General features: G+C 58.9%; 12 protein-coding genes. 4 read left to right on the top strand and 8 right to left on the bottom strand.

From position 1 onward, the window contains the following. The first annotated feature begins 64 nt into the window (after window positions 1-64). Window positions 65-961 carry a DUF805 domain-containing protein gene (locus Z945_RS0102840; RefSeq protein ID WP_025050607.1) on the top strand — a complete coding sequence of 299 codons (897 nt, stop codon included), beginning with the start codon at window positions 65-67 and terminating at the stop codon, window positions 959-961. Window positions 962-1022: 61 nt separating this feature from the next. On the opposite strand, the gene Z945_RS0102835 is transcribed toward Z945_RS0102840, so the two are convergent. The 3 genes from Z945_RS0102835 to Z945_RS0102825 form a co-directional block, all read right to left on the bottom strand. Beyond that, entirely contained in the window at window positions 1023-2393 is a 1371-nt protein-coding gene (locus Z945_RS0102835; RefSeq protein WP_025050606.1) for a glutamate--cysteine ligase, read from the bottom strand. 60 nt (window positions 2394-2453) lie between these two features. Further along, entirely contained in the window at window positions 2454-2984 is a 531-nt protein-coding gene (locus Z945_RS0102830) for a hypothetical protein (protein ID WP_025050605.1), read from the bottom strand. A gap of 67 nt (window positions 2985-3051) precedes the next feature. After that, window positions 3052-3771 (bottom strand): 16S rRNA (uracil(1498)-N(3))-methyltransferase, encoded by a 720-nt coding sequence (locus Z945_RS0102825; protein ID WP_025050604.1) that lies wholly within the window; start codon window positions 3769-3771, stop codon window positions 3052-3054. Between the two features lie 11 nt (window positions 3772-3782). Here Z945_RS0102825 and ubiA point away from each other — a divergent pair, with 11 nt between their 5' ends. The 3 genes from ubiA to Z945_RS0102810 are packed head-to-tail and all read left to right on the top strand — an operon-like array spanning window position 3783 to window position 7061. Then, entirely contained in the window at window positions 3783-4745 is a 963-nt protein-coding gene (gene ubiA / locus Z945_RS0102820) for a 4-hydroxybenzoate octaprenyltransferase (RefSeq protein ID WP_025050603.1), read from the top strand. Between the two features lie 59 nt (window positions 4746-4804). Continuing rightward, window positions 4805-6712 (top strand): OmpA family protein, encoded by a 1908-nt coding sequence (locus Z945_RS0102815; RefSeq protein WP_025050602.1) that lies wholly within the window; start codon window positions 4805-4807, stop codon window positions 6710-6712. Then, window positions 6699-7061: a hypothetical protein gene (locus Z945_RS0102810; RefSeq protein WP_025050601.1), complete on the top strand. Its 363-nt coding sequence runs from the start codon at window positions 6699-6701 to the stop codon at window positions 7059-7061. Before Z945_RS0102815 ends, Z945_RS0102810 begins: the two co-directional genes overlap by 14 nt. Before the next feature lie 3 nt (window positions 7062-7064). On the opposite strand, the gene Z945_RS0102805 is transcribed toward Z945_RS0102810, so the two are convergent. From Z945_RS0102805 to Z945_RS0102785, 5 genes are all read right to left on the bottom strand, one after another. After that, window positions 7065-7508, bottom strand: coding sequence for a molybdenum cofactor biosynthesis protein MoaE (locus Z945_RS0102805; RefSeq protein WP_025050600.1), 444 nt, complete (start codon window positions 7506-7508; stop codon window positions 7065-7067). A gap of 4 nt (window positions 7509-7512) precedes the next feature. Then, window positions 7513-7758 carry a molybdopterin converting factor subunit 1 gene (moaD, locus tag Z945_RS0102800; protein WP_025050599.1) on the bottom strand — a complete coding sequence of 82 codons (246 nt, stop codon included), beginning with the start codon at window positions 7756-7758 and terminating at the stop codon, window positions 7513-7515. After that, complete coding sequence (pgsA, locus tag Z945_RS0102795; RefSeq protein WP_025050598.1) at window positions 7758-8423, bottom strand: CDP-diacylglycerol--glycerol-3-phosphate 3-phosphatidyltransferase; 666 nt, start codon at window positions 8421-8423, stop codon at window positions 7758-7760. Before pgsA ends, moaD begins: the two co-directional genes overlap by 1 nt. Before the next feature lie 116 nt (window positions 8424-8539). Further along, entirely contained in the window at window positions 8540-10405 is a 1866-nt protein-coding gene (uvrC, locus tag Z945_RS0102790) for an excinuclease ABC subunit UvrC (RefSeq protein ID WP_025050597.1), read from the bottom strand. 287 nt (window positions 10406-10692) lie between these two features. Next, the gene (locus tag Z945_RS0102785; RefSeq protein ID WP_025050596.1) at window positions 10693-11472 is read right to left on the bottom strand and encodes an SDR family oxidoreductase; all 780 of its coding nucleotides are present in this window, start codon (window positions 11470-11472) and stop codon (window positions 10693-10695) included. Window positions 11473-11474 lie beyond the last annotated feature (2 nt).

Here is an 11474-nt window from a genome sequence, read left to right as displayed (position 1 = left end):
CCTCAATAAGGTCTTGAACCCGATCTACCCCTCAAATCAGATTGGCATATACGGGGCTATTTTGATGAAAGAGTTTTTCTCCAACTATGAGAACTTTGCGTTTCGCGCGTTCAAATTCCAGTCGCGGGCAACGCTGTTTGAATATTGGGCGGTCGTACCAGTCATCTGGTTTTTCATCTTTATCACTCTCAAAGGCGACGTGCAGGAGGTCTACGGGTTTCTCGTCAACCGAACCATCCCGCCGCTGAGCCCGCTCTATTACGAATCCGCCATCATTTTTCTGATCACGCTGATCCCGCGCCTTTCGCTGAACATGCGCCGCCTGCATGACCGGAACAAAACAGGCTTTCTGGTGCTCTTGCCCGCCATTTCAATGATTTCCGGGCTGGTTCTGATGTGCGGCTTGCTGGGCGCGATGATGCAATCGAGCCTGACAGGCATCAGCGATGGCCCCGATGAGATCGGCAATATCATCCATCCCGTCATGCTGTTCCTTTTCGCACCCGAAGCTTTCTGGCAGGAAATGTTCGCCATTGCGCAGGCCTTTCAAACCATGGGCAGCGAAGCAGTCTCGAGTCTGCTGGCCGAAATTTATGCCCATAGCGGTGCCGTCGATGTGCGCCGCGAGGTCCGCAGTGTCACAACCGAGATCGAGGGCGAAAGCGGTCATACCTTCGGCTTTGTCTTCGTGGCCGGTACGCTCGTGATCACGCCTTTCCTGACAGCGGCCCTGCACACGCTCATCAACATCCTGCCGTCCTATACCCAGGATAACATCTATGGCCCTGCCGTAGTGTCTGCGCTTCAGTACAAAAAGAAGAAAGACAACAAGAACAACCCCTTTGCCGGCTATGCGCATCTGTTCGAAGAGACGGCAGAGGAACAGACCCGGCGCAGAGAGGCGGGCGCGGAAGAGGTCAAAGCCCTATACCGCCAGCGTGTTCTGGGGCAGAACCCCTAAGCTCTGCACCCAATCACTGGTGCGGACTATAGCAGCCCTACCAACCGGCAAGCGGCTAGCGTCAATAGCTGTAATCGCCGTAGATCCGGCTTAGTTCGCCCTGCCATTTGCCATGATAGTCTTCGAGCATTTCATCGGCAGGCACTTTGCCACTCTCGACGCTTTCCTTGAGCGTGTTCAGGAAATGTGTCTCATCCGGCACCATGCCCCCCGCGCCCGTCTTGGCGCGCGCCTTCAGCCCGGCTTCTGACAGCGCCAGCGCCTCGCGCGCGATCTCGTGCATGTTGATGCCGGTGACCTGTGCCTGCAGCCCATCGACCGAAGCGGCAACGCGCAATGCGTCATGCTGCGCAGGCGTCCAGTTCTTGACCAGATCCCACGCCCCATCAAGCGCGGTCTGATCGTACATCAGACCAACCCAGAATGCAGGCAGGGCGCACAGCCGGCGCCACGGCCCGCCATCCGCGCCGCGCATCTCGATGTATTTCTTCATACGCGCTTCCGGGAAAGCGGTGGTCAGGTGGTCGGCCCAATCGCTCAGCGTCGGTGTCTCGCCGGGTAGCGCGGGCAGTTTGCCGTCCAGAAAATCATGGAACGACATGCCCAGCGCGTTTACATATTTCCCGTCGCGGTAGACAAAGTACATCGGCACATCGAGTGCATATTCGACCCAGGCTTCGAACCCGAACCCTTCGTCAAAAACGAACGGCAGCATGCCTGTGCGCGCCGCATCCAGATTGCGCCAGACCATGGAGCGCAGTGATTTATAGCCGTTTGGCTTACCCTCGAAAAACGGTGAATTGGCAAACAGGGCTGTGGCAACAGGCTGCAACGCCAAGGACACGCGCATCTTTTGCACCATGTCTGCCTCGGACCCGAAATCAAGATTGACCTGCACAGTACAGGTCCGGCGCATCATTACGCGGCCCATGGTACCCACGCGGCCCATATAGTCGTTCATCAATTTGTAGCGGCCCTTGGGCATCAGATCCATTTGGTCATGGGTCCATTCGGGCGCAGCCCCCAAGCCGATAAAGCCCGCGCCAATGCCATCGGCCACATCCTTGACCTCGCGCAGATGCGCGTTCACCTCATCGCAGGTCTCGTGGATGGTCTCCAGCGGAGCGCCTGACAATTCCAGTTGGCCCCCGGGCTCGAGCGAGACGTTAGCCCCGCCCTTTTCCAATCCGATCAGCTTGCCGCCCTCTTCGACAGGGCTCCAGCCGTGTTTGTCCCGCAATCCTTCCAGCATCACCCGGATCGAGCGCTCACCTTCATAGGGCAGCGGCTTGAACGTATCTTTGCAATAGCCGAACTTCTCGTGCTCGGTCCCGATCCGCCAGTCTTCGCGCGGCTTGCATCCCTCGGCGAGGAATTCAGCAAGTTGCTCGCGGCGTTCAATGGGGCCACCGCCGGATTGAGGAATAGACATAAAGGTGACCTCGAAAGCTTGGAATTGAACGCTCAGGGATGGGCGGAATTCGTGAAGGTGTCAATGCAGCAAAGCATGCGAACTTTGCGTCGGATCCCGTTGCCAGATAACGACAGCACTTTGTGGATCGGCTTTGAGAGTGGTCAACATCCGTTCGGTGCGCAGTCCCGGCAGGGTGGCGAAAGCATCGAACAGCGCCTCTGCACCGGCCGCATTTACAGGGATCAACAGCGGCGCGTCCCCCCCGCGCTGCACCAGCCGCCAGTGCGCAGGAAACATCCTACCATCAAGCGTCAGACTCTCCAGCTCGCGCAAAGCCACAGTGCCGCCTGTCAACGGACCGAAATAACTCACTTGTCCTTCGTCCACCTGTACGGCACCCACGCCCCCATCTGCACCGCGAAACCGCCCGCGCTGCACGCCCAGCCAGCCCAGCATCACGCCACAGCCCAGCGCCGCATAGCCCGGCACGGCCAGCAAAAACCCCGGCCCCGACACCAGCCAGAACCCCAATAGTGCCAGCACACCACCGGCAATCGCCTCGCGCCAGCGCCAGACAGCGGCCTGCGCCTCAGGACAGAAGAAGGTCATGATGCGCCGCCCCCCTGCTTCACCCTTTTGAAAATACCCGACACCGCCTGAAAAACACGCACGCCACTCATGTCCAATCCCCCAACCGCTGCTGCCAGACCGTCAGCGCCGCCACTGCCGCGGTGTCCGCTCGCAAAATTCTTGGGCCAAGGGTTACGGGATGAGCATGGTCGAACCGATGCAGTCGTGTGCGCTCCGCTTCCGAAAACCCACCCTCGGGCCCGATCAGCACCGCCCAGGGTCCGATAACATCCGGCAGGATGGCGGAGTCACCCGCGAGTGCCTCGTCGCAAAACATAATCTGACGCGGTGCTTGCCAGCGATCCAGCAGGGCGCGAAATTTCACTGGTTCGGCGACTTCGGGCACATAGGTGCCACCGCATTGCTCTGCTGCCTCCACGGCATGGGCCTGCAAACGGTCGCGCTGCACGCGGCCTGCATTGGTGAACTCCGTCATCACCGGCACGATCCGCGCCGCACCCATTTCCGCCGCCTTTTCGACGATAAAGTCCGTACGCGCCTTTTTGATCGGCGCGAACATCAACCACAGATCGGGCGGCATCTGCAGCGGGCGCGTTCGCTCGGTGCAGGCCAACACGCCACCGCGCTTGCCCGCCTCCGCAATCTCGGCACGCCATTCACCGTCTTGCCCGTTGAACAGCAAGACCGCACCGCCGACCGTCTGCCGCATGACCCCAAAAAGGTAATGCGCCTGTCCCTTGCCCAAAGGAACCGATTGCCCCGCACCCAAAGGGTGCTCTACATAAAGTCTGATTTTCGCATTCATGGGACCGATATATGCAAGTCACGCCCCCATCACCAGATGCCCCGGTCGCGGATGCTCCATCGGACAATTGGGTGGACCGCTATGCGCCGGCCTCCTTCCGCCCCTATCTGCGGCTTAGCCGGGCTGACAGGCCCATTGGCACATGGCTTTTGTTGTTGCCATGCTGGTGGGGGCTGGCATTAGCGATCCTCTATGACCAAAGCCCGCGTTGGGAAGACTTGTGGATTTTTGCCGGCTGCGGCATCGGCGCTTTTTTGATGCGTGGCGCGGGGTGTACCTGGAATGACATCACTGACCGCCACATTGACGCGCAAGTGGCCCGTACCCGTTCGCGGCCGATCCCCTCCGGTCAGGTTTCCATAGTGAGAGCAATCGCATGGATGGTCATCCAGTGTCTACTGGCCGCGGCGATTCTATTCACTTTCAATTGGGCGGCGGTTGGCCTTGGAGTGTTGTCGCTTTTGCTTGTTACGATCTATCCGTTTGCCAAGCGCTTCACATGGTGGCCCCAGGTCTTTCTCGGCCTCGCCTTCAACTGGGGTGCCTTGCTGGTTTGGACCGCCCATACCGGCGCGTTGAATTTCCCTGCAGTGTTCCTTTATGCTGCGGGCATCGCATGGACGCTCTACTACGATACAATCTATGCCCACCAAGATACCGAAGACGATGCCCTGATCGGGGTCAAATCCACCGCCCGACTTTTTGGAGACAACTCTCCGCAATGGTTGCGCTGGTTCTTGGTGGCGACTGTCAGCCTGATGGGCCTTGCTGTAATCTTTAGCGCGATGCCAAATGCCTCTATCCTCGCGCTGGTCCTCGCACTCGGCGGCCCCTGGGCAATGGGTTGGCATATGGCGTGGCAACTACGGGGGATCGACGTCAACAATCCCGCAAAAATGCTGCAATTGTTCCGGGTTAACCGTGATACCGGCATGATACCGCTGTTGTTTTTCGCCGCAGCCTTGCTGGCGTGATTGCACCGAGGTCCGGTGGAGCGTATCAACGACAAAACTAAACAGGATCTTAATCGCTCATGCGTCTGTCTTCCTTGCTGATCATCGCCATGACGTTCTTTGCCGCCGCCGTTGTTTCTTTGGTGGCCGCGAACTTCAGCGTGCAACTGATTGAGGAAACATCCGAAATTGGCGTCCGCGATGCGCTTGACGAGGAAGGCATGACATGGGCCGAAGTCGAAGCCGACGGCCTCCAAGTCACCCTCGCAGGGATCGCTCCGACCGAAGCTGTCCGCTTTAAGGCGCTGACCACCGCAGGCTCTATCGTCGACGCGGCGCGTGTGATTGATGAAATGGATGTCGAAGCGCAAGCCGCCATCGCCCCGCCCCGTTTTTCCGCAGAGATTTTGCGCAATGCCAGCGGTATTTCTATCATCGGCCTGATCCCCACCAGCACCGACCGCGAGAAAGCGATTGAACGGTTCTCTCAGATGGCGGGTGAAACAAACGTAGCCGATCTCTTGGAGAAAGCCGATTATCCCGCCCCTGACGGCTGGGAAGAGGCGCTGGCCTTTGCCATTTCCGCGATGGCGCAGCTACCCAGCGCCAAAGCTTCCGTTGAAGCGGGCCGCGTGTCGATCACCGCCAACGCCGACAGTGCCGAAGAAAAGGCCGAGATGGAGCGCAAGCTGAATAGGGCGACACCGCCAACCGTCTCACTGGTTCTGGACATCGCCGCACCGCGCCCCGTCATTACACCTTTCACCCTGCGCTTCGAGATCGACGACGAGGGCGCGCGCTTTGATGCCTGTTCTGCTGATACCGAAGAGGCCCGTGTGCGTATTCTCGCCGCAGCAACTCGTGCAGGTGTCACGGGCACGCCGCCCTGCGTGGTCGGCATGGGTGTCCCGAGCCCCACATGGTCAGAGGCTGTCGCCCAAGCCATCACTGCGATTAAGGATCTGGAGGGCGGCTCTGTCAGCTTTGCCGATGCTGACATTTCACTCACTGCCATGCCGGGCACGGACCAGGCGCTGTTCGACCGCGTTGTGGGCGAACTTGAAAACGCGCTGCCGGATGTCTTCGCCCTACGCTCCACCTTGCCCAAGGTTCAGGATCCGAACGAAGGGCCGCCGGAATTCACCGCGACCCTCAGCCCCGAAGGACAGGTGCAATTGCGTGGCCGCGTCAGCGACGTGGGCCTGCGGGAATTGGCCAGCAGCTACGCCAAGGCGCGCTTTGGCTCGGACAATGTCTATACCGCCGCCCGGATCGCCGAAGGGCTGCCTTCGGATTGGGCAGGCCGCGTGCTTGCAGGGCTCGAGGCCCTCTCTGCGCTGAGCAATGGGACCGTTCGAATGACCCCCGACACGATGTCAGTGACAGGGAACACCGGCAACCCCAACGCAGGCACTGAAATTGCGGCCCTTCTGGCCGGCAAACTGGGCGACGGTGCGGATTATAATATCGACGTCAGCTATCTTGAAAAGCTTGATCCCGTGCTCGGCCTGCCCACGCCTGACGAATGCGAGGCAGAAATCGGCGCGATCCTGACCACAGGCAAGATCAACTTTGAACCGGGGTCTGCGACCATAGATTCTTCTGCACTTTCGATTATGGATGATATCGCGGAAATCCTGAAACGCTGCGGCGATCTTCCTTTGGAAATCCAAGGCTATACCGACAGCCAGGGCCGCGAAACAATGAACCTCGCCCTCAGCCAAAGCCGTGCGGAATCGGTCCTGAACGAGCTACGCGCCCGCCGGGTTCTGACCGGCACATTTACCGCCCAGGGCTATGGCGAAGACAACCCGATTGCCAGCAACGATACCGAAGCCGGGCGCGAAGCCAACCGCCGCATCGAATTTCGCCTGATCCGGCCAGATACCGTATCGGAACCGGGGCAAACAACGCTGGAATCGGTGACGCAAACCAGCGATACCACGGAAGAATCGACCCAAGAAGGTGCGTCAGATGAGCAGAACTGAATTCGTCCTCGCTACAGCGATCATCCTGTTTGTGGCTTTCTGTCTGGGATGGTTCGCGAACTGGCTTTTGCACAGGTTCACCCGCGTGGCTGCGGATGATGTGGCCCAACTGGACCGGATGAGCCAGGAATTGCACGAGGCCGAAGAGACCCGCGATCAGGCGATCACCTATTTGCAGCAACGCGAAGCAGAGTTGACCAATCAGCTGTCCCAGACCGAAGCCGAATTGGGTGCCGCCATGGAAGGCCTGCGCGATGCGCGCCACGAGGCCGAAGAAATGCGCGCCTATATCGAGAGCATGTCAAACACCTCAGCCCCCGCGGGCGAAGCGTTCTCAAGCAAACGCTGAGCGCTACCAGCGGTCCAACGCGGCTTCGTCTTCGGCTTTCGAGGCAACCCAATCTGCTCCCGTCGCCGTAATTTCGCGCTTCCAGAATGGTGCGCGTGATTTCAGGTAGTCCATCAGGAATTCCGCGCCGTCAAAAGCATCGTTGCGATGGGGGGCCGCTGTGGCAACCATCATGATCATCTCGCCCGGTACCAACCGCCCGTAGCGATGAATAACCAATGCATCCCCCAGCGAGAAACGTGCCATCGCCTGTTCGGCGATCTCGGTCAGGGCGGCTTCGGTCATGCCGGGGTAATGTTCGATTTCCAACGCCTGCAAGGGGTCGCCGGGCAAATCCCGCACAACGCCCGTAAAGGTCACCAAGGCACCCATATCCTTACGCCCGGCAGAGAAACCCGCGGTTTCCTTGCCCAAATCAAAGGGGCTCTCCTGAACCGAGATCCGCAAGAACCTATCCGCCTGTCATCGGTGGAAAGAACGCCACCTCGCGCGCACCGGCCAAGGACGCATCGAAATCGGTGAGCTTTTGATCGACCGCCACGCGCAGGGCGCTCAGATCGGAGAACGCCAGATCATAACGATCTTCCCGTTTCCGTAATTCCGCCACCAGATCAGCAACGGTTCCGGCCTGCGTTTCAACCGTTTCGCGCGGCAGGCCGATGCGTTCCCGTACCCATGCGAAATAAAGAATATCCATCAACGCCCCTCCCGCACATGCGGCAATGCCTTGAACCAGTAATCCAGACCGGTGATCGCAGTCAAAGCCGCTGCAATCCACAACAGCGCAAGCCCGATACGTCCGGCCCATTCCATGCCCGTCAGCTTCCACCCCAGACCGAGAACATCCTCCTCCGCCCCGCTCAGGATCGCGCCGATCAACTCTTCGTCCATTCCAAATACTGACATACCCAGATAATGCTCGAACACCCCGTGACTGAACAAGACGGCAATTGCCGTCATCTGGAAGGTGGTCTTCCACTTGGCCAAAGCTGTCACTTTCAACGTGCCTGCCACATCGCCTAGAAATTCGCGCAGCCCTGAAACGAAAACCTCGCGAAACAGGATGACAGTCGCGGGCAGGACCAACCAGGGCGACCAGCTGGAAAAGCCGATGATCACCATCAGCGCAATCACCACCATGGCTTTGTCCGCAATCGGATCCAACATGGCCCCCAGCTTGGTTTCCTGCTTCCAGGCCCGCGCCAGATAGCCATCAAACCAATCGGTCACAGCGGCAGAGACGAACAACAGTAAGGCAAACCAATCCGCATAAGGCCGCGTAAAATAGAGAAACATGACTGCCACCATCGGGGCTGCGATCAGACGCAACAGCGTAAGGATATTGGGCAGGTTCCACTTCATAGCGCCACCCTACAGTGCGCCTCGCTGGTGTAAAAGCACCAACCCTTTCTCTTTTTGGCCTTATATACCGTCCGCACTCTCATCCTGCGCCCCTCGCCCGCATGTCGTGACCGCACCTAGCCGCGTTCATGAAAAAAGGCATAAATCGTTTCTGCCAGCGAATCCGAAATGCCGTCCACGGCCTTTAGATCGCTCAAATTAGCCCGTGCCACCGCCTTGGCCGACCCGAAATGTGCCAAAAGCGCCCGCTTGCGGCCCGCGCCAACGCCCGGCACATCGTCAAGTGGCGTTGCACCCACGGCTTTCGCACGCTTGGCGCGGTGGGTGCCGATGGCAAACCGGTGCGCCTCATCGCGCAAGCGCTGCACGAAATAGAGCACCGGATCATTGTGCCGCAGGGCCATCGGGCGTTTGCCAGTGCGATGGAATTCTTCCTTACCGGCGTCTCGGTCCAGCCCCTTGGCCACCCCCACCATCGGAATGTCTTCGACCCCATAGTCGCGCATGATCTCGCGCACCGCTGAAACCTGACCCGCGCCACCGTCGATCAACAACAGATCCGGCCAATGGCCTTCCTTGCGGTCGGGGTCTTCCTTCAGCAACCGCTTGAAACGGCGCGTCAGTACCTCTTTCATCATGCCAAAGTCGTCACCGGGGGTCAGCTCTTCGCCCCGGATATTGAATTTGCGGTACTGGTTCTTCATCAACCCGTCCGCGCCTGCAACGATCATCGCGCCCACGGCATTGGTGCCTTGGATATGACTGTTGTCATAAACTTCGATCCGGCCCGGCGGCGCCGGCAGGTCGAACGCTTCTGCCAAACCTTTCAAGAGTTTGGTCTGCGTTGCCGTTTCCGCCATCTTGCGGGCAAGGCTCTCGCGGGCGTTGCGCAACGCGCCGTCGACCAGTTCGGCCTTCTCACCCCGTTGTGGCACCAGCAATTCAACCTTGCGCCCCAGCTTGCCGGTCAACGCTTCAGCCATAAGGTCGGGGTTCTCGATCTCATGGCTCAGAATCAACTGGCGCGGGGGATCGCGTTGATCGTAGAACTGGCCGATAAAGGCTTCCAGAACCTCGGCCGCATCCACATCAGCACCCACGCGCGGATAATAATCGCGGTTTCCCCAATTCTGGTTGGCGCGGATAAAGAACACTTGCACGCAGGCTTGCCCGTCTTCGAGATGCAGCGCGATGATGTCGGCCTCGGCCACCCCCTTGGGGTTAATGCCCTGCGCGGTCTGCACCTGTGTCAACGCTTTGATCCGGTCGCGCAGTGCAGCGGCGCGTTCAAACTCCATCGCCTCTGATGCCGCGTCCATCTCGCCCGCCAAGCGGGATTGAATGTCGGTCGTCTTGCCACACAGGAACCGCTCTGCGTCTTTGACCGTCTGACGATAGTCTTCGGAGCTGATCTTGCCCACACAAGGGGCCGAACAGCGTTTGATCTGGTGTTGCAAACAGGGTCGGGTGCGACTTTCAAACATGGCGTTCGAACAATCGCGCAGCAGGAATACCCGTTGCAACTGGTTAAGGGTGCGGTTCACCGCGCCGGCGCTGGCGAAGGGGCCATAATACGCCCCCTTCTCCTTCTTCGCGCCCCGATGGTTTTTGATCTGGGGATAGTCATGATCGGCCGTCACAAGGATGTTGGGAAAGCTCTTGTCGTCGCGCAAAAGCACGTTGAACTTCGGCTTCAACTGCTTGATCAGATTCTGCTCCAAAAGCAGTGCTTCAGTCTCGGTCTTGGTGGTCAGGAACATCATCGACGCCGTATTCGCGATCATCCGCGAAATCCGCGCACTGTGACCGGAGCGCCGTGCGTAATTGCTGACCCGCGCCCGGAGATTTCGCGCCTTCCCCACATACAGAACACGGCTTTCGGCATCTAGCATCCGGTAGACGCCAGGTGAGGTGGCGATCGTCTTGAGGTAGCTCTGGATTACCTGATGCCCAAGAGGCTGTTGTGGTCTGTCATCGCTCATGTAGCGGCCTGATTCTGTGGTTTTGCTGCACTATGCCGCCTTCAGTAACAAGTGTTAACCTGTCCACGAAAGCTGTGGATAACTCTGCGGGTAAGTTTGAGTGGTAGGCGAAAAACCGTTTCATTCGGCTGACTTCCCTGAACTGCCTATTTTTTAGGCACTTACGTAACCAATTGTTTTCGGTGAAGAAATTTTTACGAAAGCTGCCAAGCCCCTGAATTATAAGGGAAACCGCTGAAGAAATGTAACACCTTTACGACGGCGTGCAAAACTCCTTGCGGACTTACCTACTCGACACCCAGAACGTCCGGCGTTTCCCATGCCAAATGCTGTCCACCGTCAACACAAAGCAATTGCCCGGTGACGCCCGGTGCATCCAGAAAATAGCCTAAGGCTGCGGTAATATCGCTGGGGTTCGCCCCGCGCTGCAAAACCGTGTTGGCACGTTGATCGGCAAAATGCGCATCCGATTGACGCGCGCCCTGCAGGGTTGGCCCCGGCCCGATGGCATTCACCCGGATTGCGGGCGCAAGGGCCTGTGCGCTGGTTTGGGTCAGCGCCCAAAGACCCATTTTGGCGAGCGTGTAGGTCATAAATTCCGGTGTCAGTTTCCGCACGCGCTGGTCAATCATATTGACGATCAGTCCCTGCGCCATCGGCTCACCCTGTTCATCGATCGCGGCTGGCAGCTTTTGCGCAGCCATGGCCTGTGTCAACACAAACGGCGCGCGCAGATTACTGCCCATGTGCCTGTCCCAACTTTCGCGGGTCGCGGTCTGAATCGTGTCATGTTCGAAAACCGAGGCGTTATTGATAAGGCAGGTAATCGGCCCGCCGAGGGCCTGAACGGCCCGGCCAAAGAGCGCCTGCGCTTCGGCTTCGTCCAACAAATCAGCTTGCAGCGTGGCGGCTTGTCGTCCCAGTGCGCGAACTTTGGCTGCGGTCTGTTCCGCCCCATCATCTGAACTTGCGTAGTGCACAGCGATGTCATGCCCACGCCGCGCCAGATACACCGCCATTTCGGCACCAAGACGTCGCCCCGCCCCGGTTATCAATGCACGCCCCATCG

It is taken from the genome of Sulfitobacter noctilucae, assembly GCF_000622365.1.
Classification (GTDB): domain Bacteria; phylum Pseudomonadota; class Alphaproteobacteria; order Rhodobacterales; family Rhodobacteraceae; genus Sulfitobacter; species Sulfitobacter noctilucae.
Note: the sequence above shows the minus strand (reverse complement) of the source record. Positions and strands in the feature narration are given on the sequence as shown.

What these genes read in the sequence shown, in the direction of transcription:
- ubiA (WP_025050603.1), top strand. Translation starts at nt 3,783, where the DNA reads ATGCAAGTCACGCCCCCATCACCAGATGCCCCGGTCGCGGATGCTCCA.
- Z945_RS0102810 (WP_025050601.1), top strand. Translation starts at nt 6,699, where the DNA reads ATGAGCAGAACTGAATTCGTCCTCGCTACAGCGATCATCCTGTTTGTG.
- Z945_RS0102815 (WP_025050602.1), top strand. Translation starts at nt 4,805, where the DNA reads ATGCGTCTGTCTTCCTTGCTGATCATCGCCATGACGTTCTTTGCCGCC.
- Z945_RS0102830 (WP_025050605.1), bottom strand. Translation starts at nt 2,984, where the DNA reads ATGACCTTCTTCTGTCCTGAGGCGCAGGCCGCTGTCTGGCGCTGGCGC.
- pgsA (WP_025050598.1), bottom strand. Translation starts at nt 8,423, where the DNA reads ATGAAGTGGAACCTGCCCAATATCCTTACGCTGTTGCGTCTGATCGCA.
- uvrC (WP_025050597.1), bottom strand. Translation starts at nt 10,405, where the DNA reads ATGAGCGATGACAGACCACAACAGCCTCTTGGGCATCAGGTAATCCAG.
- Z945_RS0102825 (WP_025050604.1), bottom strand. Translation starts at nt 3,771, where the DNA reads ATGAATGCGAAAATCAGACTTTATGTAGAGCACCCTTTGGGTGCGGGG.
- Z945_RS0102835 (WP_025050606.1), bottom strand. Translation starts at nt 2,393, where the DNA reads ATGTCTATTCCTCAATCCGGCGGTGGCCCCATTGAACGCCGCGAGCAA.
- Z945_RS0102785 (WP_025050596.1), bottom strand. Translation starts at nt 11,472, where the DNA reads ATGGGGCGTGCATTGATAACCGGGGCGGGGCGACGTCTTGGTGCCGAA.
- Z945_RS0102840 (WP_025050607.1), top strand. Translation starts at nt 65, where the DNA reads ATGAAAGAGTTTTTCTCCAACTATGAGAACTTTGCGTTTCGCGCGTTC.
- moaD (WP_025050599.1), bottom strand. Translation starts at nt 7,758, where the DNA reads ATGGATATTCTTTATTTCGCATGGGTACGGGAACGCATCGGCCTGCCG.